17 protein-coding genes and 2 pseudogenes are annotated in these 23449 nt (G+C 72.6%); 10 read left to right on the top strand and 9 right to left on the bottom strand.

Translation table 11 applies throughout. From position 1 onward, the window contains the following. Nucleotides 1-10: 10 nt before the first annotated feature. Nucleotides 11-2314, bottom strand: a complete 2304-nt coding sequence (locus tag CHF15_RS24060) for an MMPL family transporter (RefSeq protein ID WP_089225938.1) — start codon at nucleotides 2312-2314, stop codon at nucleotides 11-13. Between the two features lie 119 nt (nucleotides 2315-2433). Between CHF15_RS24060 and CHF15_RS24055 the strand changes: the two genes are divergently transcribed. Further along, the gene (locus CHF15_RS24055; RefSeq protein WP_179279933.1) at nucleotides 2434-3096 is read left to right on the top strand and encodes a TetR/AcrR family transcriptional regulator; all 663 of its coding nucleotides are present in this window, start codon (nucleotides 2434-2436) and stop codon (nucleotides 3094-3096) included. Nucleotides 3097-3136: 40 nt separating this feature from the next. Here CHF15_RS24055 and CHF15_RS24050 read toward each other — a convergent pair whose 3' ends face one another. The 4 genes from CHF15_RS24050 to recD2 all read right to left on the bottom strand — a co-directional run bounded on the left by CHF15_RS24050 (nucleotide 3137) and on the right by recD2 (nucleotide 8930). Next, complete coding sequence (locus CHF15_RS24050; RefSeq protein ID WP_245939007.1) at nucleotides 3137-3889, bottom strand: DedA family protein; 753 nt, start codon at nucleotides 3887-3889, stop codon at nucleotides 3137-3139. A gap of 229 nt (nucleotides 3890-4118) precedes the next feature. Next, entirely contained in the window at nucleotides 4119-4865 is a 747-nt protein-coding gene (locus CHF15_RS24045) for an SDR family NAD(P)-dependent oxidoreductase (protein WP_089225936.1), read from the bottom strand. A gap of 424 nt (nucleotides 4866-5289) precedes the next feature. Next, complete coding sequence (locus CHF15_RS24040; protein ID WP_089225935.1) at nucleotides 5290-6579, bottom strand: citrate synthase; 1290 nt, start codon at nucleotides 6577-6579, stop codon at nucleotides 5290-5292. A 131-nt stretch (nucleotides 6580-6710) separates the two neighbouring features. After that, nucleotides 6711-8930, bottom strand: coding sequence for an SF1B family DNA helicase RecD2 (gene recD2, locus CHF15_RS24035; protein ID WP_245939006.1), 2220 nt, complete (start codon nucleotides 8928-8930; stop codon nucleotides 6711-6713). A 193-nt stretch (nucleotides 8931-9123) separates the two neighbouring features. Here recD2 and CHF15_RS24030 point away from each other — a divergent pair, with 193 nt between their 5' ends. From CHF15_RS24030 to CHF15_RS24005, 6 genes and pseudogenes are all read left to right on the top strand, one after another. Further along, nucleotides 9124-10137 carry a LacI family DNA-binding transcriptional regulator gene (locus CHF15_RS24030; RefSeq protein ID WP_089225934.1) on the top strand — a complete coding sequence of 338 codons (1014 nt, stop codon included), beginning with the start codon at nucleotides 9124-9126 and terminating at the stop codon, nucleotides 10135-10137. 26 nt (nucleotides 10138-10163) lie between these two features. Next, a complete protein-coding gene (locus CHF15_RS24025) occupies nucleotides 10164-11684 on the top strand; it encodes a sugar ABC transporter ATP-binding protein (RefSeq protein ID WP_179279937.1) in 1521 nt (506 codons plus the stop codon). After that, nucleotides 11674-13640: pseudogene (locus tag CHF15_RS46605) on the top strand (ABC transporter permease/substrate-binding protein). The gene CHF15_RS24025 and the pseudogene CHF15_RS46605 overlap by 11 nt, the downstream one beginning before the upstream one ends. Before the next feature lie 40 nt (nucleotides 13641-13680). Then, nucleotides 13681-14583 carry a ribokinase gene (gene rbsK / locus CHF15_RS24015; protein WP_089225932.1) on the top strand — a complete coding sequence of 301 codons (903 nt, stop codon included), beginning with the start codon at nucleotides 13681-13683 and terminating at the stop codon, nucleotides 14581-14583. Continuing rightward, entirely contained in the window at nucleotides 14580-14969 is a 390-nt protein-coding gene (gene rbsD, locus CHF15_RS24010; protein WP_089225931.1) for a D-ribose pyranase, read from the top strand. The genes rbsK and rbsD overlap by 4 nt, the downstream gene beginning before the upstream one ends. Before the next feature lie 64 nt (nucleotides 14970-15033). After that, the gene (locus CHF15_RS24005; protein ID WP_089225930.1) at nucleotides 15034-15477 is read left to right on the top strand and encodes a DUF937 domain-containing protein; all 444 of its coding nucleotides are present in this window, start codon (nucleotides 15034-15036) and stop codon (nucleotides 15475-15477) included. A gap of 231 nt (nucleotides 15478-15708) precedes the next feature. Here CHF15_RS24005 and CHF15_RS24000 read toward each other — a convergent pair whose 3' ends face one another. The 3 genes from CHF15_RS24000 to CHF15_RS23990 are packed head-to-tail and all read right to left on the bottom strand — an operon-like array spanning nucleotide 15709 to nucleotide 18931. After that, on the bottom strand, nucleotides 15709-16560 hold the full coding sequence (locus CHF15_RS24000) for a sugar phosphate isomerase/epimerase family protein (RefSeq protein WP_089225929.1): 852 nt from the start codon (nucleotides 16558-16560) through the stop codon (nucleotides 15709-15711). 2 nt (nucleotides 16561-16562) lie between these two features. Continuing rightward, nucleotides 16563-17777, bottom strand: coding sequence for a dihydrodipicolinate synthase family protein (locus tag CHF15_RS23995; protein ID WP_089225928.1), 1215 nt, complete (start codon nucleotides 17775-17777; stop codon nucleotides 16563-16565). Continuing rightward, nucleotides 17774-18931: a Gfo/Idh/MocA family protein gene (locus CHF15_RS23990; protein WP_089225927.1), complete on the bottom strand. Its 1158-nt coding sequence runs from the start codon at nucleotides 18929-18931 to the stop codon at nucleotides 17774-17776. The genes CHF15_RS23995 and CHF15_RS23990 overlap by 4 nt, the downstream gene beginning before the upstream one ends. 686 nt (nucleotides 18932-19617) lie before the next feature. Here CHF15_RS23990 and CHF15_RS23985 point away from each other — a divergent pair. From CHF15_RS23985 to CHF15_RS23975, 3 genes and pseudogenes are all read left to right on the top strand, one after another. Then, nucleotides 19618-20724, top strand: a complete 1107-nt coding sequence (locus tag CHF15_RS23985) for a LacI family DNA-binding transcriptional regulator (RefSeq protein ID WP_089225926.1) — start codon at nucleotides 19618-19620, stop codon at nucleotides 20722-20724. Nucleotides 20725-20811: 87 nt separating this feature from the next. Beyond that, complete coding sequence (locus CHF15_RS23980) at nucleotides 20812-21720, top strand: bifunctional helix-turn-helix transcriptional regulator/GNAT family N-acetyltransferase (RefSeq protein WP_089225925.1); 909 nt, start codon at nucleotides 20812-20814, stop codon at nucleotides 21718-21720. Between the two features lie 10 nt (nucleotides 21721-21730). Continuing rightward, nucleotides 21731-22408: pseudogene (locus CHF15_RS23975) on the top strand (sugar phosphate isomerase/epimerase family protein); the annotation flags it as partial. Here CHF15_RS23975 and CHF15_RS23970 read toward each other — a convergent pair. After that, nucleotides 22395-23429, bottom strand: coding sequence for an EamA family transporter (locus tag CHF15_RS23970; protein WP_458363512.1), 1035 nt, complete (start codon nucleotides 23427-23429; stop codon nucleotides 22395-22397). The pseudogene CHF15_RS23975 and the gene CHF15_RS23970 overlap by 14 nt on opposite strands. Nucleotides 23430-23449 lie beyond the last annotated feature (20 nt).

Raw genomic sequence — 23449 nt, 5'->3', positions numbered from 1 at the left:
CCGCCGCCGCTCAGCCCGAGCGGGCCGGTTCCGGCTGCAGGTCCGGGTTCACGTCCCGGTCCGGGTCCGGTACGGGCTCCTCCCGCCCGGGGGCCCTGCCGGGGTCCCCGCCCTCGCTCAGTCCGAACCGGTCGTGCAGCGCCTTCAGCGGCCGCGGCGCCCACCAGGTGGCCCGCCCGGTCAGCCGCATCACGGCGGGCACGAGCAGGGTGCGCACCACCATCGCGTCCATGAGGACGGCGAGCGCGATCCCCAGGCCCAGCATCTTGGTGTTGGCGATCCGGGAGGTGCCGATGGCCACCATCACCACCGCCAGGATCACCGCGGCCGCCGTGATGAGGCCACCGGTGCGGCGCACCCCGAAGACGACCGCCGCACGGTGGTCACCGGTGCGGTCGTGCTCCTCCTTGATGCGCGACAGGAGGAAGACGCCGTAGTCCATCGAGAGTCCGAAGGCGACGCAGAACATCAGCACCGGCAGCGTGGTCTCGATGCTCCCCGTCGCGGTGAAGTCGAGCAGACCGGACAGGTGGCCGTCCTGGAACACCCACACCACCGCGCCGAACATGGCGGTGAGGCTCAACGCGTTGAGCAGCACGGCCTGCAGAGGGATGATCGCGCTGCCGGTGAGAAGGAAGACCAGCAGCAGCGTCACCGCGACGATCAGCGCGGCCGCCCAGGGCAGGCGGTCGGCTATGACGTCCTTGGTGTCGACCAGTTGGGCAGCGGTGCCGGTGGCGGAGGCCTTGAAGGGGGCGTCGACCGCCCGGATCCTGCCGACCAGGTCCTGGCTCGCCTCGTCCACGGACTCCGCCTTGGGCAGCACGGTCAGGTACGCCGCGCCGTCGGTTGCCCTGGCCGCCTCGGCCGGGCCGGGCGCCGCGGTCCGCCGGCCCTGCGCGTACTGGCCGGCCGGTCCGTCGACGACGACCACTCCGGGCAGTGCCGACAGGCTGCTGCTGTAGTCGCCGAGCGCTTCCGCGGTGGGACGGCCCTCGGCGAGCACGGTGATCGCGCCGCCCGGGTTGCCGGGGAAGCCATCGCGTATGTGCTGCTGCACGACATGTGCCTCGGCCGTCGCCGGCAGCTGGCGGTCGTCGGCGGTGCCGAACTGCACCTGCAGGAAGGGGAGCCCGAGCAGGACCAGCCCGGCGACCGTGCCGATCGCGAACAGCGGGGCGCGTCGCATCACCAGCCGCGCGAGCCGCGCGTAGCCCTCGCCCGGCTCCCGTCCGGCCTCCTGGCTCCGCCGTCGCGGCAGGACGCGGCGCAGGTCCAGGGAGTTGACCCGCGGCCCGAGCAGCAGCAGCGCGGCGGGCAGGATCGCCAGCGCCGCCGCCGCAGCGAGCAGCACCACGGCGATGCCGGCGTAGGCGAACGAGCGCAGGAAGTACTGCGGGAAGAGGAACATCGCGGAGAGCGCGGCGGCCACGGTGAGGGCCGAGAAGAGCACGGTGCGACCTGCCGTGCGCAGTGTGGCGCCCACGGCGGTCAGCGGGTCGGCGCCGGTGTCCAGCTCCTCCCGGAAGCGCCGGACGACGAACAGGGCGTAGTCGATGGCGAGTCCGAGGCCGAGTGCCGTGGTGAGGTTCTGCGCGAAGATCGAGACGTCCGTGAACGCCGTCAGGCCCCGCAGCACGGCATTGGCCCCCAGGATCGCCACGATGCCGACACCCAGCGGCAGTACGGCAGCGACGGCGCTGCCGAACACCATGACCAGCAGCAACAGGGTGACCGGCAGGGCGATGAGTTCCGCGCGGGCCAGGTCCTCCTGGATCGTGGTCTGCAGTTCGTTCCGGAAGGCGGCCATGCCGCCGACCTCGACCTCCACCGCGCCGTGCCTGCCCCGGTACTCGGGGGCGAGGCGCTCGACCGCCTCGGCGACGGCGTCGTCGTCACCCCCGATCCGCGCGGCGATCACGGCCTCTCGGCCGCCCTCAGCGCGCAGCGTGGGCGCCCCGGTCGTCCAGTACGAGGTCACGCCGGTGACGTCCTTGTCCGCCGCGAGCCGCCGACCGAGCTCCCGTCCCTCGGCCGCCACCTCCGGGGAGTCCACACCGGCGCCACGGCCGTCGACGAGGAGGATCAGATTGGGCTGCGCGTCCGGGAAGTAGCGGTCCAGCGCCTCGGCCGCGTAGGCCGACTCGGAGCCGGGAGCCTCCCATCCGCCGCTGCGCAGCCGGTCCCCCACACCGCTGCCCGCGACCACGGCCAGGGCGGTGAACAGCAGCGCCAGCAGCAGGGTGAGCCGTGGGCGGGCGGTCATGGCCCGTGTCCAGCCCCTCGGCGGGCGCTCGCGGTTGACATCGGACATGGCAGAGGTGTCCCCTCCCCTGAGGAACCGCCGTAAAATGGCGAACACGAGCGATCACTCGCGTTTCTTCAGAATGCGAGCGACCACTCGCGTTTGTCAACAGTGATTGGGGATTACACGTGCCTGAGGAGCAGAGGCCTCGACGCCGGCAGGCCCGCGGCGAACGGCGCGTGGCACAGCTGCTGGAGGCGGCCGCCGGAGTGTTCTGCAAGGTCGGCTACACCGCGGCCACCACGAACGCGATCGCCCGCGAGGCGGGCGTGTCCCCCGGCACGCTCTACCAGTTCTTCCCGAACAAGGAGGCCATCGCCATCGAACTGGGCGGCATCCTCAACCAGCGGATGCGCGAGGGGCACGGGGAGCTGTTCACCCCCGAGAACGCCTCGCTCCCGCTGCGCGAGATGCTCGAGGTCATCGTCGACCCGATGATCGAGTTCAACTGCCAGAACCCGGCATTCCTCGCCCTGGTCCACGACAGCGACGTACCCGGCACGGTCGTCATGGAGCACGACGTGCTGCACAGCTCCCTGCTGGAGCGCGTGGAGCACCTGCTCGGCCTGCGCGCGCCCGCCCTGTCGGCCGCCGAACGGGGCCGGGTGGCCGCGATGGCCTTCGGTCTGTTCAAGGCCGGCCTCGCCCTGGTCCTGGCGCACGAGGGCACCGAGCGGGACGCGTACGTCGGGGAGGTCAAGGCCGCCCTCTACGGCTACCTCGCCCCGTACGTCGGCACCGGGGCCGTCGCGATGACCGAAGCCGGCCCGGCCCCCGCCGCCACCGCCTGAGACCGCGGACGGCACGGCTCCCGCTCCCCGGCGGCCCGCCTCAGCCCCGCAGTGCCCGGTCCGCCGGCTCCCCGTCCGGGGCGTCCGCCTCCGGTACGCCCGCCTCCGGTGCGCCCGCACCGCCGGGCCCGGCGCCGCCGGAGGCCACCACGCGTCCGGGCGGCGCCGCACCCGCCCGTGCCGAGCGGCGCCCGGAGAGCATCTGCGCCACGCCGCCGGCCCCGGCGACGGCCAGGGAGACGCCGAGGCCCAGCGCGACGGCGTACAGCGAGTTGGACACGGCGAGCCCGCCGAAGTAGCCCAGGCCCACCGAGTACGTGGCCCAGACCGCCTCGGCCACGCCCGCGCCGATCATGTAGCGGCGGGCCGGATAGCGCACGATGCCCGCCGACAGGCCGCCGACCACCCGCCCGCTGGGCAGGAAGCGGACGGCGATGACGAAGGGCACACCGTGCCGCTGTATCCGGACGCTGGCCCACTCCAGCAGCGCACGGCGGCGCGGCCGACGGTAGAGCCTGGTCAGGACCCGCCCGCTGACGGCCCGGCCGGTGCGGTGGATCAGCAGGTCGCCCGCGAGGGCGCTGCCCGCGACGACCAGCAGGACGAGCGCGAGGGACAGCCGCCCCTGGGCGGCGAGCACGCCCCCGGTGACCAGGAGCGCCGCGTTGGGCACCAGAGGCGGCGCGGTGGTGGCGGCGAGCACCGCGTACGCCCAGAAGACGTGTCCGTCCCGCAGATACCCCTCGAGGCCCGCGGTGAAGTCGAGGGCCGACACGATGCCTGAAACGTCCATACGGCCGCCCCTCTTCCCGCACCGGCCCGTCCCCCGTGTCCCGTCCCAGGCCTCAAAGCTCGCAGGGCCGCGACGGAGGGGGCAAGGCGATTTCGCCGGGATCGGGGCATTCCCAGGGTTTTCCCGGGGGCGCCTCATCCTCAGGTACGGGGCCGGGGGCTCCGGCTCTGGCTCGGGGAGTACGCCGGGCGTACTCCCCGCGGCCCGGGCGGTCCCGGCGTCCCGCGGCTCAGCGGCCGAGCAGCTCGCCGCCGTTGCACTGCAGGATCTCCCCGGTGATGAAACCCGCCCCAGGGGAGGCGAGGAAGACCACCGCGGAGGCGACGTCCTCGGGCCGTCCGACCCGGCCGACCAGGGTCCGGCCGGCCCTGCGGGTCAGCTCGGCGGCGTCGAGCCGGGCGCCGAAGAACTCGGTGCCCGCCACCGTGCCCGGGGCGACGATGTTGCAGGTCACGCCGCGCGGACCGAGCTGGGCCGCCAGGGAGTGGTTCCAGGCGTGCAGGGCGGCCTTGGAGGCCCCGTAGGAGCCTCCGCCGCGCAGCGCGGCCACCGAGGTGACGGTGATGACCCGGCCGCCCTCGGGAAGCCGGTCACGTACGGATTCGGTCACCAGGACGGCGGTGAGGACGTTGCGCTCGAAGTCGCCGCGCCAGCGGGCCAGCACGCCGTGCGGGCCGGCCCCGATCGCCAGTTCGCGGCTGCCCGCGTTGTTGACCAGGACGTCGATGCGCCGGGGCAGCCGGGCGAGGGTCGCCTCCACGTCGTCGGGGTCCGCGAGGTCGCAGACGACCGGGGTGACGTCGTAGCCGTGGTGGGAGCGCAGGTCGTCGGCGGTGGCCCGCAGCACCTCGCGGCGCCGGCCGACGATGGTCACATGGTCGCCGGCCTCGGCGAAGAGGGTGGCCACCGACCGGCCGATGCCCGTTCCCCCGCCGGTCACCACGACGTGCCGGCCCACACTTGCGTTCTGCGACATCACGCTCCGCCCCTCCAGAAGGGACAGCACGTTACGGGACCCCGGGTGCGCGACCGACACGGGGGTCAGCCATGATGCGGATGGCGTAGAAGATGCGTAGACATGACCGAGATCACACTGGCTGGAACGTAACCTTTTGGTTTACGAGGGGGTCTAACCGAGCGAAGACACCGGGCTCCCGGCGGACTCGGTGAGATGATGAGCGGGTTGTCTTTGGGGGACAGCCCGGTCGCCATGCCGGGGCGAACTGCCCGGAGAGCTTTGAGCGGCCCTCCCGGGTGGCTGGTCCCGGCTGGGCGAGCGCACCCAAAGAACGCCCGGTACGGACCCGTGGGGGGATCCGCTCCGGGAAACGGGAGCGCCCCGTGCCGAACCCGTGGGGGGATTCGGCGCGGGGCGTTTCTCTTTGCGCGGGGCGCTCGCGTCAGCGGGCCTCGACCGGGACGTAGTCCCGCTCGACGATGCCCGTGTAGACCTGGCGCGGACGGCCGATCCGGGAGCCCGGCTCGGTGATCATCTCGTGCCACTGGGCGATCCAGCCGGGGAGCCGGCCGAGCGCGAAGAGCACCGTGAACATCGTGGTCGGGAAGCCCATGGCCCGGTAGATCAGGCCGGTGTAGAAGTCGACGTTCGGGTACAGGTTGCGCGAGACGAAGTAGTCGTCGCTGAGCGCGTGCTCCTCGAGCTTCAGCGCGATGTCCAGCAGCTCGTCGGACTTGCCGAGCGCGGAGAGCACATCGTGGGCGGCGGCCTTGATGATCTTCGCCCGGGGGTCGAAGCTCTTGTAGACCCGGTGGCCGAAGCCCATCAGGCGGACGCCGTCCTCCTTGTTCTTCACCTTGCGGATGAAGGCGTCCACGTCGCCGCCGTCGGCCTGGATGGCCTCCAGCATCTCCAGCACGCTCTGGTTGGCGCCGCCGTGCAGCGGGCCCCACAGGGCGTTGATGCCCGCGGAGATCGACGCGAACAGGTTGGCCTGCGAGGAGCCGACCAGACGGACGGTGGAGGTGGAGCAGTTCTGCTCGTGGTCCGCGTGGAGGATGAGGAGCTTGTCCAGGGCGTCGACGACGACCGGGTTGAGCTCGTACTCCTCGGCGGGCACGGCGAAGGTCATCCGCAGGAAGTTCTCGACGTAGCCGAGGTCGTTGTGCGGGTAGACGAAGGGGTGGCCGACCGACTTCTTGAACGCGTACGCCGCGATCGTCGGCAGCTTGGCGATGAGCCGGATCGTCGACAGGTAGCGCTGCTTCTCGTCGAACGGGTTGTGGCTGTCCTGGTAGAAGGTCGACAGCGCGCTGACCACGGAGGACAGCATCGCCATCGGGTGGGCGTCACGGGGGAAGCCCTGGAAGAACCGTTTGACGTCCTCGTGGAGGAGCGTGTGCTGCGTGATGTCACCGCGGAAGGCGGCGAGCTCGTCGACGGTGGGGAGCTCACCGTTGATGAGAAGGTACGCGGTCTCCAGGAAGGAGCCGCGCTCGGCGATCTGCTCGATGGGGTACCCGCGGTAGCGGAGGATTCCCTGCTCGCCGTCGAGGTAGGTGATCGCGGACTTGTAGGCCGCGGTGTTGCCGTAGCCGCTGTCCAGGGTGACCAGGCCGGTGTTGGCACGCAGCTTGCCGATGTCGAAGCCGTTGTCCCCAACGGTGCCCTCGATCACCGGGTAGCTGTACTCGCTGTCCCCGTACCGCAGTACTACAGAGTTGTCGCTCACGTCATTCCCTCACCGACGTCGTGCCTCTTCTTCGAGGTTTGTAGGTGCCCTGACTACCCCTACTGTCCCCCATTTGGCGTGACCACGTGCACTCGGGGTCGGTCGAGGAGCCGAATGGTGGCACCCAGTGCCTATTTTGCCGCCCTCGCCAGCCGATGGTCGAGAGCCGTGAAGCGTCTGCCTGCGGAGACGGTGCGGACCGCCTGGCCGATCGCCCTGCGCGAACCCACGAGCACCACCAATCGCTTTGCCCGGGTAACAGCGGTATAGAGCAGGTTCCGCTGGAGCATCATCCACGCCCCGGTGGTGACAGGGATCACGACGGCGGGATATTCGCTGCCCTGAGACCGGTGGATCGTCACCGCGTAGGCGTGCGCCAGCTCGTCCAGCTCGTCGAAGTCGTAGGGGATCTCCTCGTCCTCGTCGGTCAGTACGGTGAGCCGCTGCTCCACGGTGTCCAGGGAGGTGACGACCCCCACCGTTCCATTGAAGACGCCGTTGGCGCCTTTTTCATAGTTGTTCCTGATCTGCGTCACCTTGTCGCCGACACGGAAGGTCCGGCCGCCGAAGCGCCGCTCCGGCAGGTCGGGGCGGGCCGGGGTGACCGCCTGCTGCAGCAGGCCGTTCAGCACACCGGCGCCCGCGGGACCGCGGTGCATGGGGGCGAGCACCTGGACGTCACGACGCGGGTCGAGGCCGAACCGGCGCGGGATGCGGCGGGCCGCCACGTCCACCGTGAGCCGGGCCGTCTCCTCGCCGTCCTCCTCCACGAAGAGGAAGAAGTCGTCCAGCCCCTGGGTGACCGGATGCGCTCCGGAGTTGATCCGGTGCGCGTTGGTCACCACGCCGGACTCCTGGGCCTGCCGGAAGATGCGGGTCAGCCGGACCGACGGGACCGGGCCCCCCTCGGCCAGCAGGTCGCGCAGCACCTCGCCGGCGCCGACGCTGGGCAGCTGGTCCACGTCGCCGACGAAGAGCAGGTGGGCTCCCGGCGCCACGGCCTTGACCAGCTTGTTCGCCAGCAGCAGGTCGAGCATCGAGGCCTCGTCCACGACGACCAGATCGGCGTCCAGGGGCCGCTCCCGGTCGTACGCGGCGTCGCCGCCCGGCTTGAGCTCCAGCAGCCGGTGGACCGTGGAGGCCTCGGCCCCGGTCAGCTCGGCCAGCCGCTTGGCCGCCCGGCCCGTCGGCGCGGCCAGCACGACCTTGGCCTTCTTCGCCTGGGCCAGCGCCACCACGGACTTGACCGTGAAGGACTTGCCGCAGCCCGGGCCGCCCGTCAGCACGGCGACCTTCTCGGTGAGCGCCAGCCGCACCGCCTGCTGCTGCTCGGGGGCGAGATCCACGCCCGTCCGTTCGGCGAGCCAGGCCAGCGCCTTGTCCCAGTCCACGTCGTGGAAGGCGGGCATCCGGTCCTCCGTGCCGCGCAGCAGCCGCAGCAGCGAGCCGGCCAGGGAGAGCTCCGCCCGGTGGAAGGGCACCAGGTACACCGCGCGCACCGGGTCGCCACCGCCGTCGGGGGCGGGCACGGGCTCGAGCACCACGCCCTCCTCGCCGGCCAGCTCCGCGAGGCAGTCGATGACCAGGCCGGTGTCCACCTGGAGCAGCTTCACGGCGTCCGACAGCAACTGCTCCTCGGGCAGGAAGCAGTTGCCGTTGTCGGTCGCCTGGGACAGCGCGTACTGGAGACCGGCCTTGACCCGCTCGGGGCTGTCGTGCGGGATGCCGACGGCCTGCGCGATCCGGTCCGCCGTGAGGAAGCCGATGCCCCAGACGTCGGCCGCCAGCCGGTAGGGCTGGTTCTTGACCACCGAGATCGACGAGTCCCCGTACTCCTTGTAGATCCGCACCGCGATCGAGGTGGACACGCCGACGCCCTGGAGGAAGACCATGACCTCCTTGATGGCCTTCTGCTCCTCCCAGGCGGCGCCGATCAGCTTGGTGCGCTTGGGACCCAGCCCGGGGACCTCCACCAGCCGGGCCGGCTCGCGCTCGATGACCTCCAGGGTGCCGATGCCGAAGTGCTCCACGATCCGCTCGGCGATGCGCGGGCCGATGCCCTTGATCAGCCCGGAGCCGAGGTAGCGCCGAATGCCCTGGATCGTCGCCGGGAGGACGGTGGTGTAGTTCTCCACGGTGAACTGCTTGCCGTACTGCGGGTGGGAGCCCCAACGGCCCTCCATGCGCAGCGACTCGCCCGGCTGAGCGCCCAGCAGCGACCCGACCACGGTCAGCAGGTCGCCGCCGCCCCTGCCGGTGTCGACCCGGGCGACCGTGTAGCCGTTCTCCTCGTTCGCGTACGTGATCCGCTCGAGGACGCCCTCGACGACGGCCGGTCTCAACTCCCCCACGGCGCGGGCCACCTCCTCGGATCTGCGTCGTGATCCGACGGTACCGCCCGGCCCCGACAGACCGCCGGGGCCTGTGGACGACACCGCCCGGCCGACCCCCCGGAATGTAACGATCCGGTTTCACGCTCTTGCCTCGGAGCATGTAATCGATTCCAATCCTCTTTGTAATCGATTCCACGAGGAGGTGGGACGGGTGGCGAGCATCAAGGACGTGGCATCACGCGCCGGTGTTTCCGTCGCGACGGTCTCCCGCGTGCTCAACGACCACCCGGCGGTCCGCCCGGACACCCGCACCCGGGTGCTGGAGGCCGTGGCCGAACTCGGCTACCGGCCGAACGCGGTGGCGCGCTCACTGCGCACCGACCAGACCCGGACCCTCGGCCTGGTCATCAGCGACGTACTGAACCCCTTCTTCACCGAGCTCGCCCGCTCGGTGGAGGACGAGGCCAGGGCACTGGGCTACAGCGTGATCATCGGCAACGCCGACGAGCGGCCGGAGCAGCAGGACCACCACATCCGCACGCTGCTGGACCGCCGCATCGACGGGCTGCTGGTCAGCCCCACCGACGGCGGTTCCCCGCTGATCCTGGACGCGGTGCGTTCCGGCACCCCGATGGTCTTCGTCGACCGCTGGATCCCCGGCATCGGCAACGACGTCCCGGTGGTCCGCACCGACGGCTGCGACGCGGTGCGCGACCTGGTCGCCCACCTCCACGGCCTGGACCACCGCCGACTGGCGATCATCGCGGGCCCCGCCGCGACCACCACGGGCCGCGAGCGTGTGCGGGCCTTCCGTGAGGCGCTGGCCGCCTTCGGTCTGCCGCTGCCCGACGAGTACATCGGCCAGGGCGACTTCCAGGCCGACAGCGGGCGCCGGGCCATGGCCCGTTTCCTGGACCTGCCGGTCCCGCCCGACGCGGTCTTCGCCGCGGACAACCTGATGGCGCTCGGCGCCATGGACGAGATCCGCGCCCGCGGCCTGCGCGTGCCCGACGACATCGCGCTCGCCGCCTTCGACGACATCCCGTGGTTCCTCCACACCGATCCGCCGATCACCGCGATCGCCCAGCCCACCGGCGAGCTCGGCCGCGCGGCCGTGCGCTCGCTGATCGACCGGGTGGAGGGCAGGCCGGCACCGTCGGTCACCGTGTCCGCCCGTCTCGTTGTCCGCCGCTCCTGCGGCGCGTCCGAAGGGAGCCCCCGTTGAGCACGAGCAGCCCCGAGCTCCTCCGCATGGAGGGCGTCCGCAAGGTCTTCCCCGGTGTGGTGGCCCTCGACGGCGTCGACTTCGACCTGCGCGGAGGCGAGGTGCACGTCCTGCTCGGCGAGAACGGCGCGGGCAAGAGCACCTTGATCAAGATGCTCTCCGGCGCCAACCGCCCCGACGGGGGCCGGATCCTCGTCGACGGCGGTGAGGTGCGCATCCATGGTGCGCAGGACGCCGAGAAACTGGGCATCGCCACCATCTACCAGGAGTTCAACCTCGTCCCGGCGCTGAGCGTCGCCGAGAACATCTTCCTGGGCCGCCAGCCGCGCCGATTCGGCCTGGTGAACCGCAAGCAGATGAACGCGGACGCCGCCGCCCTGCTGGCCCGGGTCGGCATCGACGTCGACCCGCGCACCCCGGTCTCCGAACTGGGCATCGCCCGCCTGCAGATGGTGGAGATCGCCAAGGCGCTCAGCCTGGAGGCGCGCGTCCTGATCATGGACGAGCCGACCGCGGTGCTCACCAGCGAGGAGGTCGACAAGCTCTTCCGGATCGTGCGCCAGCTGCGCGAGGACGGCGTCGGCATCGTCTTCATCACCCACCACCTGGAGGAGATCGCCGCCCTCGGCGACCGCGTCACCGTCCTGCGCGACGGCCGCAGCGTCGCCCAGGTGCCCGCGAGCACCACCGAGGACGAACTGGTCCGGCTGATGGTGGGCCGCAGCATCGAGCAGCAGTACCCGCGCGAGCGCGCCGAAGCGGGCGCGCCCCTGCTGCGGGTCGAGGGCCTCACCCGGGGCGGCGTCTTCCGCGACGTGACCTTCGAGGTGCGGGCCGGCGAGGTCGTGGGGCTGGCCGGACTCGTCGGAGCCGGGCGGACCGAGGTCGTCCGCGCGGTCTTCGGCGCCGACCCGTACGACTCCGGGACGATCGAGGTACTGGGCAAGCGGCTGCGCCGCCACGACGTCAACGCCGCCATGGACGCGGGCATCGGCCTGGTGCCGGAGGACCGCAAGGGCCAGGGCCTGGTGCTGGACGCCACCATCCAGGAGAACCTGGGCCTGGTCACCCTCGGCCGGGCGACCCGCGCCGGGTTCGTCGACCGGGCCGGGCAGCGCAAGGAGGCGGACCGGATCTCGGGGCAGCTCAAGGTCCGCATGGCCGGGCTCCACCAGCACGTGCGCACCCTGTCGGGCGGCAACCAGCAGAAGATCGTCATCGGCAAATGGCTGCTGGCCGACACCAAGGTGCTCATCCTCGACGAGCCGACCCGGGGCATCGACGTCGGCGCCAAGGTCGAGATCTACCAGCTCGTCAATCAGCTCACGGCCTCCGGCCACGCGGTGCTGATGATCTCCAGCGACCTCCCCGAGGTGCTGGGCATGAGCGACCGCGTCCTGGTGATGTCCCAGGGCCGGATCGCCGGTGAACTCCCCGCGCACGAGGCCACCCAGGACTCCGTCATGGCCCTGGCCGTCGGTACAGCGCCCGCCGAGGGCGGCAACGCAACAGCAACGAAGGATGTGGAGGGCTCCCGTGGCCACTGACACGCTCAAAAGCAGTACGGACACGGGCGGCGTCGCCGCGGCACGCCGTGTGCTCCTCAACAACGGCGCGCTCAGCGCCCTGGTGGTCCTGCTCGTGGCCCTGTCGTTCCTCTCGGGCGACTTCCTGTCCACGCAGAACCTGCTCAACGTCGGCGTCCAGGCGGCCGTCGTCGCCATTCTCGCCTTCGGCTCCACCTTCGTGATCGTCGCGGCCGGCATCGACTTGTCGGTGGGCTCGGTCGCGGCGCTCTCCGCGACGGTCCTGGCCTGGAGCGCGAGTTCGGCGGGCCTGCCGGTGTGGCTGGCGGTCGTGCTGTCCGTCGCCACAGGTGTCGCCAGCGGTCTGCTGAGCGGCCTGCTGATCTCCTTCGGCAAGCTGCCGCCGTTCATCGCGACCCTCGCGATGCTCTCGATCGGCCGCGGCCTCACCCTGGTCATCTCCCAGGGCAGCCCCATCGCCTTCCCCGACTCCGTCTCCCACCTGGGCGACACCATTGGCGGCTGGCTGCCCGTCCCGGTCCTGGTGATGATCGTCGCCGGCGCCGCCACGGCGATCATCCTCGGCCGCACCTACATAGGCCGCGCCATGTACGCGATCGGCGGCAACGAGGAGGCGGCCCGCCTCTCCGGCATCCGGGTCAAGCGCCAGAAGATCATCATCTACGCGCTGTCCGGCCTCTTCGCCGCGGTCGCCGGCATCGTGCTCGCCTCCCGTCTCGCCTCGGCGCAGCCTCAGGCGGCCTACGGCTACGAGCTGGACGCCATCGCGGCGGTCGTCATCGGCGGTGCCAGCCTCTCCGGCGGCGTCGGCAAGGCGTCCGGCACCCTGATCGGCGCGCTGATCCTCGCCGTCCTCCGCAACGGCCTCAACCTGCTCTCGGTCTCCGCCTTCTGGCAGCAGGTCGTCATCGGCGCGGTCATCGCGCTGGCCGTCCTGCTCGACACGCTGCGCCGCCGCGGCTGACCGCAGCGCGCACCCCAGACCCCTTCTTCTTCTCCGCACCACACCAGCAAGGAACTGCCATGCGCACCAAGCTCATCTCCGCCACCACCGTCGCCGTCGCCGCCCTCGCGCTCACCGCGACCGCCTGCAACTCCGGCTCCGGCTCGTCCTCCGACGTCAAGGTGGGTCTGTCGGTCTCCACCCTCAACAACCCCTTCTTCGTCCAGCTGAAGGAGGGCGCGCAGGCCGAGGCGAAGAAGGAGGGTGTCGACCTGACCGTCACCGACGCGCAGAACGACGCGTCGCAGCAGGCCAACCAGCTGCAGAACTTCACCAGCCAGAACGTGAAGTCGATCATCGTCAACCCGGTGGACTCCGACGCGGCCGGCCCCTCGGTCAAGGCCGCCAACAAGGCCGGCATCCCCGTCGTCGCGGCCGACCGCGGCGTCAACAAGGCCGAGCTCGCCACCACCGTCGCCTCCGACAACGTCGCCGGCGGCCGGCTCGCCGCCAAGACCCTGGCCGATTCGCTGGGCGGCAAGGGCACCGTGGTCGTCCTCCAGGGCACCGCGGGCACCTCCGCGGCCAACGAGCGCGGCCAGGGCTTCAACGAGGGCATCAAGGCCTACCCGGGCATCAAGGTCGTGGCCCAGCAGGCCGCCGACTTCGACCGCACCAAGGGCCTGGACGTCATGACCAACCTGCTGCAGGCCCACTCCGACGTCACCGGCGTCTTCGCCCAGAACGACGAGATGGCCCTCGGCGCCATCAAGGCGCTCGGCGACAAGGCCGGCAAGTCGGTCAAGGTCGTCGGCTTCGACGGCACCCCCGACGGCCTCACCGCGGTCAAGGGCGGCACCCTCTTCGCGTCCGTGGCCCAGCAGCCGAAGGAACTCGGCAAGCTGGCCGTGCAGAACGCGGTGAAGGCCGCCAAGGGCGAGAAGCTCAGCAGCCTGGTGAAGGTGCCGGTCAAGGTCGTCACCGAGAAGAACGTCGCCGACTTCTCCTCCTGACGGACGACCGGTCCGGCTGAACACCCGAAGGGACACGCAGATGCACGGCCACGACCTGCTGGTCGTAGGGTCGGCCAACGCCGACCTGGTGATCCACGTCGACCGGCGCCCGGATGCTGGTGAGACGGTCCTCGGCTCCGACCTCGCCACCCACCCCGGTGGCAAGGGCGCGAACCAGGCCGTCGCCGCGGCCCGCCTGGGCGCCCGCACCGCGCTGCTCGCGCGGGTCGGCGACGACGCCCACGGGCGGCTGCTCACCGGCTCGCTGACGTCGGCCGGCGTCGACACCACCCGCGTCCTGAGCGGCGACACCCCCACGGGTGTCGCGCTGATCACCGTGGACCCCTCGGGCGACAACAGCATCGTGGTGTCGCCGGGCGCAAACGCCCGGCTCACCCCGGCGGACGTGGCCGGTGCACGCGAGCTGCTGGCCGCCGCCAGGGTGGTCTCGCTGCAACTGGAGATCCCCCTGGAATCCGTGGCCGCCGCGGTGGCGGCGGCCACGGAGGCCGGCACGCGGATCGTCCTCAACCCCTCGCCCCCCGCCGCGCTGCCGCGGGAGGTGCTCGCCGGCTGCGACCCCATCGTGGTAAACGAGCACGAGGCACGCGTCCTGCTGGGTCCGGAGGCCGGGGACACCCCCGAGGCGTGGGCGGCGGGCCTGCTCGCGCTCGGCCCGCGCTCGGTGGTCGTCACGCTCGGCGCGGCGGGCGCGCTCGCCGCGACGGCGGACGGCACCGTGCGCATACCCAGCCCGCGCGTGGCGGCCGTCGACACCACCGGCGCCGGCGACTCCTTCACGGGGGCGCTGGCCTGGCGGCTGGGCGCGGGCGACGACCTGGTGACCGCCGTGCGGTTCGCGGTGCGGGTGGGCGCCGCCGCCGTCAAGAAGCCGGGTGCGCAGGAATCCTTCCCCACCCTCGAAGAAGTGGGTCAGCTGTGAAGAAGTCCGGAATCCTCAACCGCCATCTGGCGGGCGCCATCGCCGTGCTGGGCCACACCGACCTGGTGGTGGTCTGCGACGCGGGGCTGCCGATCCCTCCCGGGCCGATCGTCGTCGACCTCGCGTTCCGGGCTGGCACGCCGTCCTTCTCCGAGGTCCTCGACGGCCTGCTGGAGGAACTGGTGGTGGAGGGGGCGATCGCGGCCAGGGAGGTCCGCGAGCACAATCCCGAGGTGACCGCCCGGCTCGACGAGGCCTTCCCCGACCTGGAACTCGTGCCGCACGAGGAGTTCAAGGCCCGCACCCGGCAGGCCCGCCTCGTCGTCCGCACCGGCGAGTCCCGGCCGTACGCCAACGTGATCCTGCGCTGCGGCGTGCCCTTCTAGGCCGTACATCCGTCCGGCTGCGGTCGGCGGGCCGGGCGGGCGAATCGCGCGTAGCGTCCCGACCATGAGCGACCGACCGCTGAAGGACGAGGTGCTGGAGGAGCTGGGGGACGACCGGCTCCGGGAGATCACCGGGCTGCTCGGGACCGACGCCGATCAGGCGCAGCAGGTCGTGGGGAGCGCGGTGGCCTCGATCACGGGGGTGCTGACCGACGACGCGGTGACGCCCGGCGGCACCGCGGAGCTGTGCCAGGCCATGGAGCAGGCCGCGAACGAGCCCGAGCCGCTGCCCGCGGCCGCCATCGGCTTCGCCGGGCTGCAGGGCGGTACGGGGCAGGAACCGGGCCGTGGAGTGCTGGCCGCCGTGCTGGCCAAGGTCGCCGCTCCTGCGGCGCGGGCGGTGGCCAAACGGACCGGGCTCCCGGTCGAGGCGGTCACGGCCGCGCTGGAGACGGTGATCCCCGTGATGGCGGCCGTGCTGGCGCGGCGGGCCCGCGAAAAACGCTGAACCGCGGCGGGCCGGGCGCGCCGAGCCGGCCTTACATGGCGAAAGGGGTCCGGCAAGCCGGACCCCTTTGGCGTTCCCCTCCCTCTGCGCGATGCCCCGAGCCCCCTCCGGACGTCACGCTCTCCCCCACTCAAGACCCTTGTGAGGCCCCCCTCCGGGTCTTGACGCTACGTAGACACGCCGGCACCGGGGATGGTTGCACGGCTTCCGGAAGAAATTTTCAGAGATTTCTCAGAGCACGTGCCGGCGGTACCTGGCGGCCGTCTCGGCCAGCACCTCGGCCCCGTCCCGGGCCCACAGCGCGGGGTTGAAGATCTCCACCTCGACGGCTCCCGTGTAGCCCGCCGCGTCCACCAGCTCGCGGAACCCGCGCAGGTCGACACAGCCGTCCCCGAGCTGGCCGCGGCCCAGGAGCACGCCCTCGGGGAGCGGGGTGACCCAGTCGGCGAGCTGGAACGAGGCGATCCGGCCGCCCGCGCCGGCCCGCGCGATGCCCTCGGCCGCCCGGTCGTCCCACCACAGGTGGTAGGTGTCCACGACGACGCCGACCTGCCGTGCGGGGAAGCGCTCGGCGATGTCGAGGGCCTGGGCGAGGGTCGACACGACGCAGCGGTCGGAGGCGTACATCGGGTGCAGCGGCTCGATCGCCAGGCGCACCCCGCGTTCCTCCGCGTACGGGGCGAGCTCGGCGACCGCGTCGGCGACGCGTTCACGGGCGCATGCGATGTCGCGGTCGCCGGCGGGGAGGCCTCCGGAGACCAGGACGAGGGTGCCGGTGCCCAGGCCCGCGGCCTCGTCGACGGCCGCCCGGTTGTCGGCGAGCGCGGCGGCGCGCTCGTCCGGGTCGGATGCGGTGAAGAAGCCCCCGCGGCAGAGCGTGGTGACCGTGAGCCCGGCGTCGCGCACCAGCTTCGCGGCGGCCTCGACGCCGTACTCCCGCACCGGCCCGCGCCACAGGCCCAGGCCGGGGACGCCGAGCGTCACCAGCCCCTCGACCAGCTCGGGAAGAGGCAGTTGCCGCACGGTCTCCTGGTTGACGCTGAGCCGGGCGAGGTCGCCGGAGGACCGATTGTCAGTACGCAATGTCACACTCCGTACACGGAGAGAAGTTGTCGGACGCGCGCCGCGGCGAGCGCCGGATCGGGGAAGAGCCCGATCCGGTCGGCCAGTTCGTAGGCGCGGGCCAGATGGGGGAGGGAGCGTGCGGAGTGGAGACCACCGACCATCGTGAAGTGCGACTGGTGGCCGGCCAGCCAGGCGAGGAGGACGACACCCGTCTTGTAGTGGCGGGTCGGGGCGCCGAAGAGGTGGCGGGACAGCTCGACGGTGGGGTCGAGCAGCGCCCGGAAGCCCGCGACGCCACCGGTGCCGGTGCCGCCGCCGCTGTCACCGTCATCGTCGTCGTCGTCCAGCAGGCGAACGGCCCGGGCGGCGAGCGGCGCGAGCGGATCGAAGACACCGAGCAGCGCGTGGCTGAAGCCCCGGTCGTCGCCGGCGATCAGCTCGGGATAGTGGAAGTCGTCGCCGGTGTAGCAGCGCACGCCGTCGGGGAGGCGGCGGCGCAGCTCGACCTCGCGGCCGGCGTCGAGCAGGGAGATCTTGACGCCGTCGACCTTGCCCGGGTGGGCGGCGATCACCTCCAGGAAGGTGTCGGTGGCCGCGTCCAGGTCCGTGCTTCCCCAGTAGCCCTCCAGCGCGGGGTCGAACATCGGGCCCAGCCAGTGCAGTACGACCGGCCCGGTGGCTTGGCGCAGCAGGTGGCCGTAGACCTCCAGATAGTCCTCGGGGCCCTTCGCGACGGCGGCCAGCGCGCGCGAGGCCATGAGGACGGCCCGGGAGCCCGCCTCCTCGACGACGGCGAGCTGCTCCTCGTAGGCGGCCCGTATGTCGGCGAGGTCGTAGGGATGACCGAACCCGGTGGGCCGCAGCTGGTCGGTGCTCACGCCGCAGACGATGCGGCCGCCCTCGGCGCGGGCCTCGGCGGAGGATCGGCGGATCAGTTCGGCGGCGCCGGCCCAGTCCAGGCCCATGCCCCGCTGCGCGGTGTCCATGGCCTCGGCGACGCCGAGTCCGTGCGACCACAGGTGCCGGCGGAAGGCCAGCGTGGCCTCCCAGTCCAGCGCGGCGGGCCGGTCGGCCGCGGTGCGGAAGGGGTCGGCGACGACATGGGCCGCCGCATACACCACGCGCCTGCGTGGCTCGCCCGGGGTCGTGGGGGCTCCGGCATGGGCGGCGGGTTCGGTGCGCGGCCGGTACGCGTACAACTCGCGTGACTCGGAGGGGAGGTGAAGAAGTGTCACAGCGTCAGCTCCGGCACGTCGAGCCTGCGGCCCTCGGCGGAGGAGCGCAGGCCCAGTTCGGCGAGCTGGACACCGCGGGCACCGGCCAGCAGGTCCCAGGTGTAGGGCTCGTCGAGGTAGACGTGGCGCAGGAAGAGTTCCCACTGGGCCTTGAAGCCGTTGTCGAACCCGGCGTTGTCCGGGACCTCCTGCCACTGGTCGCGGAAGACCTCCGTGGCGGGCAGGTCGGGGTTCCAGACCGGCTTGGGGGTGGTGGAGCGGTGCTGGGCACGGCAGTTGCGCAGTCCCGCGACGGCCGAGCCCTCGGTGCCGTCGACCTGGAACTCCACCAGCTCGTCGCGGTTGACGCGCACGGCCCAGGAGGAGTTGATCTGGGCGACCACGCCGCCCTCGATCTCGAAGATGCCGTAGGCGGCGTCATCGGCCGTGGCGTCGTAGGGCTTGCGCTGCTCGTCCCAGCGCTGCGGGACGTGCGTGGTGGCGAGCGCCTGCACGGACAGCACCCGGCCGAACAGCTCGTGGAGGACGTACTCCCAGTGCGGGAACATGTCGACGACGATGCCTCCGCCGTCCTCCGCGCGGTAGTTCCACGAGGGGCGCTGCGCCGCCTGCCAGTCGCCCTCGAAGACCCAGTAGCCGAACTCGCCGCGGACGGAGAGGATCCGCCCGAAGAAGCCGCCGTCGATCAGCCGGCGGAGCTTGAGCAGGCCGGGGAGGAAGAGCTTGTCCTGGACGACGCCGTGGCGCACTCCGGCGTCGGTGGCCAGGCGGGCCAGCCGCAGCGCCCCGTCCAGGCCGGTGGCGGTGGGCTTCTCGGTGTAGATGTGCTTGCCGGCGGCGATCGCCTTGGTGATCGCCTCCTCGCGGGCGCCGGTGACCTGGGCGTCGAAGTAGATCTCGGTGGCGGGGTCGGCGAGCACCGCGTCCAGGTCGGTGGAGACCAGGGCGGGGTCCAGGCCGTGGCGGTCGGCGAGGACGCGCAGCGCGTGCTCCCGGCGGCCGACGAGGACGGGCTCGGGCCACAGCACGGTGCCGTCTCCGAGGTCGAGCCCGCCCTCCTCGCGCAGGGCGAGGATCGAGCGGACGAGGTGCTGGCGGTAGCCCATACGGCCGGTGACGCCGTTCATGGCTATCCGCACGGTCCTGCGTGTCACGTGGAATTCCCCTCTCCGGCGGATCGCCGAGCGATAGCAAGCGCTTTCTCCCGCATCACGCTAACCGCTGCCGAACAGCTTCGACAAGAGGGGGCGCAGCGAAGTGAAAGCGCTTGCCCACCGCCTGACGTGGAGTCATCGCCCTGGCCGTGGGGACGGCCGCGCTTGCGGCACCGCACCCTCGCCGCGGCCGGGGCATGTCCCGGCCGGCACGGCGGCGGGCCCGGCGGCCGCGCGTCCGGCACACGCCGGGCGTGCCGGGTCCCGCTCGGCGAGCGCCCGCAGCGGGGCGTCCGCGAGCTCGGCGGCGGCCTTCGCCCCCGAGCGCCGACGCGCCTTCCGGGGAGGGGACTTCGGCGCGACGAACCGGGCGCCGGCGCGGGAGTGCGCGGTGCGCTCATCGACCGCCTCGACTACGGGCGGCGGCCCCGGTGCGCCGGCGCCACAAAGACACCGGGGCCGGCGACCGAGGGCCCCGGATCAGGGTCGGCCGACGGCGGCGACGCCGGCGTCACGACCCCGGAATGGGCGGCAGAAAGCGCATTCCCCCACCGCGGCCCCGAAGCGGTGGAGGGCCTCCGGCAAGGTCCCTCGCGACTCCGCTCCCCCACCGGCCCCCGAGGTGAGAGCATGTGCGGCTACGGGCGGAGGGCCCGGGGAGGACCAACCCGGAGGAAACAGACGAGATGGCAGTGACCCTCGCCGACGTTGCGGCGCGCGCCGGAGTGTCCGCCGCGACCGTGTCGCGTGTCCTCAACGGCAACTACCCGGTCGCGGGAAGTACGCGCGAGCGGGTCCTGCGGGCCGTCGACGACCTCGACTACGTCGTGAACGGGCACGCCCGCGCGCTGGCCGCCGCCACCTCCGACCTCGTCGGGGTGCTGGTCAACGACGTCGCCGACCCCTTCTTCGGGCTGATCGCCAGCGCCGTGCAGGGCGAGATCAGCGGCGGCGCCGACCAGCCCTCCGGACTGCCCGCGGGCGCCGGGAAGCTCGCCGTGGTCTGCAACACCGGGGGCTCCCCCGAGGCCGAGCTCAACTACCTGACCCTGCTGGAGCGGCAGCGCGCCGCGGGCGTGGTGCTCACCGGGGGCGCCGTGGAGGGCACCGGCCACAGCACCGCCGTCGCCGGCCGCCTCGCCCGGCTCGCCGCCTCCGGCACCCGGATCGTGCTGTGCGGCCGCCCGCCCGTACCGGAGCTCGCCGACCTGCCCGGCGCCGCCGCGGACTCCGTGATGACCGTCGCCTTCGACAACCGCGGCGGCGCGCAGCGCCTCACCGAGCACCTGCTGGCCCTCGGCCACCGCACCATCGGCTACGTCGCCGGCCCCGCGGAGCGCAGCACCACCCGGCACCGCCTGGAGGGCCACCGCGCCGCCCTGGCCGAGGCCGGGCTCGCGGGCTCCCCCGCGGAGCTCGACCGCCTCACCGTGCACGGCTACTACGACCGCTCCTCCGGCTACGACGCGGCGCTGGAGCTGCTGCGCCGCGAGCCCGGGCTCACCGCGGTCGTCGCCGCCAACGACACGGTGGCGCTCGGCGTCTGCGCGGCGCTGCGCGAGCGCGGGCTGCGCATCCCCGAGGACATCTCGGTCGCCGGCTTCGACGACCTGCCCTTCAGCGTGGACGCCGCGCCCGCGCTCACCACCGTGCGCATACCGCTGCAGGAGGCGGGCGCCCGCGCCGGTCGGCTGGTCATGGGGCGTCAGGCGCCGCCTCCCGGCGGACTGGCGACCGTGCGGACGGAGCTGATGGTGCGGGCGTCGACGGCGGCACCACGGAAGGGCGCATAGCCGCCCGGGATCGCGCCGACACCTGTTCAGGACCGCCCGGCGGGGATACTTTTGACGCAGTCAAAGAATTTCCGGAGGGGACCCGCCGTGACCGTCCAGGAGATCCGGGCGTTCAACCGCTTCTACACCAACCTCATCGGCGCGCTCGACTACAGCCGCCATCTGCACACCCCGTACACCCTCACCGAGGCCCGCGTGCTGTATGAGCTCGCCCACGCCGCCGGCGGCGGACTGGACGCCGCCGACCTGCGCACGGCCCTGTCCGTGGACGCCGGGCAGCTCAGCCGGATGCTGGCGGCCTTCGAGGAACGGGGGCTGGTGACCCGCGCGCCGTCACCACGGGACGCCCGGCGGCAGCGCGTGGAACCGACGCCCGACGGCAGGGAGGCCGCCCGGCTCCTGGAGGACCGGTCGCGGGAGGCGGTCGCCTCCATGCTCGGCGGGCTCGCCCCGAGCGAGCGCGCACGCCTGGCACAGGCCATGCGCACCGTCCGCGACATCCTCGGCGGCGCCGCCGAGGAAGCCCCTCCCGGGCCCCGGGTCCGGCTGCGCGAGCCGCGCCCCGGCGATCTCGGCTGGGTGGTCCAGCGCAACGCGGAGGTCTACGCCGAGGAGTACGGCTGGAACGCCGAGTACGAGACCCTCGTCGCCCGGATCGTCGCGGGCGGCCACGAACGGGCGTGGATCGCCGAACTGGACGGCGAACGCGCCGGCTGCGTCTTCTGCGTACGCGACGACGCGCCCGGCACCGCACGGCTGCGCCTGCTGCTGGTGGACCCGGCCGCCCGGGGCCACGGCATCGGCCGCCGGCTGGTCGAGGCCTGCGTCGCGCACGCCCGCGCGGCCGGCCATCGCGAGCTGGTGCTGTGGACGAACGACGTCCTGGTCTCCGCCCGGCGGATCTACGAGGCGGCCGGTTTCGAGCTCGTCGGGGAGAAGCCGCACCGCAGTTTCGGCCGCGATCTCGTCGGGCAGGACTGGCGACTGGTGCTGTAACGTCCGAAAAGTGAAGCTCGCGTTCTCGACCCTCGGTGTGCCGGGGCTCCCCGTGCCGGACGTCGTCCGGCTCGCCGCGGAGCACGGCTACCACGGCGTGGAGCTGCGGGCGGGTCACGAGGAGCCGGTGCACAGCGGCCTGACGGAACGGCAGCGTTCCGACGTGGCCGGGGAGTTCCGGGACTCCGGTGTCGAGGTCCTGGCGGTCGCCTCCTACGTGCAGGTGGCCGCTCCCGGCGAGGACGCCCCCGCGCTGCGCGGGCTGCGCGACCACGTGCGCCTCGCCGCCGACCTCGGCGCCTCCTACGTACGGGTGTTCCCCGGCGCCGGTGAGGACGACGGGGACGCCGCCGACACCCGGGCGGCCCGCCGGCTGGCGGCGGTGGTCCCGGAGGCGGCGGACGCGGGCGTGCGGATCCTGGTGGAGACCCACGACTCGCACCGGACCGGCGCGGACGTGGCGCGGATCCTGGGGCTGGTGGGCCATCACCACGCGGGCGCGCTCTGGGACGTGCTGCACCCGTGGCTGGGCGGGGAACAGCCCGAGCACACCTATCCGGTGCTCGCCCCCTACCTGGGCTACGTGCAGGTCAAGGACGTCTCCTCGGCGGAGGACACCACCCCGCTGCCGCTCGGCCACGGGGCGCTGCCGCTGGCCGGCACGGTGGAGGTGCTCAGCCGCGCGGGCTGGGACGGCTGGCTGTGCTGGGAGTACGAGAAGCGCTGGTACCCGCAGGTGCGGGCGCTGCCGGAGCTGCTGTCGCGGGGCCGTTCGCACCTGCTGCGGCTGCTCGGCGAGTCCGCCTGAGCCCGGCGCCCTCGCCCGGGCCCCGGCCCCGGCCCGGACGGATCGAGCCCAGCGATCCCAGCGACGTCAAGCCGACCCCGCCCACCAGCAGCACCGCGGCCGTCCAGCGCAGCGGGCCGACGCCCTCGTCCAGCAGCAGGGCCGCCGACGTCATGCCGAACACCGGGACGAGCAGGGAGAACGGCGCCACCGTGGAGGCGTTGTACGTCCGCAGCAGGAAGCCCCAGGCGCCGAACCCGAACACCGTGGTGATCCAGGCGACGTAGACGATCGCACCGGCGCCGCTCCAGTCGAGGCCGCGCAGCGCGGCGACGTCCGCCGCGGGACCCTCGACGACCAGGGAGAGGGCGAGCAGCGGCAGCGGCGGGACGAGGCTCACCCAGACCATCCAGCTCAGCGCGTCCGGCGGGGCGGCACGGCGGGTGAGCACGTTGGACAGCCCCCAGAAGGCGGCGGCCGCGACGACCAGCACGAAAGCGCCGATCGGGCCGGAGGCGCCCTCGCCGTACGCGGCGACGCCGATCCCCGCGAACGCGACGCCCATGCCGGCCGTCCGGAGCCGGCCGGGCCGCTCGCCCAGCAGGGCGACCGCGAGGAGGGCGGTGAAGACGGCCTGGACCTGCAGCACCAGCGAGGACAGCCCGGCGGGCATGCCCTGGTCCATGCCGATGAACAGCAGGCCGAACTTGGCGACGCCGAGGACGAGTCCGGCGGCGAGGATCCAGCGCGCCGCGACGCCGGGACGGCGGACGAAGAAGACCGCGGGCACGGCGGCCACCAGGAAGCGCAGGGCGCAGAAGAGCAGTGGCGGAAAGTGGCCGAGCCCGACCTCGATGACCACGAAGTTGACGCCCCAGACCGCGGCGACGAGGACCGCGAGGGCCAGATGTGCCGGTCGCATCGCTCCAGCATCGGGCACCG

The organism is Actinacidiphila glaucinigra, from assembly GCF_900188405.1.
GTDB lineage: Bacteria > Actinomycetota > Actinomycetes > Streptomycetales > Streptomycetaceae > Actinacidiphila > Actinacidiphila glaucinigra.
Note: the sequence above shows the minus strand (reverse complement) of the source record. Positions and strands in the feature narration are given on the sequence as shown.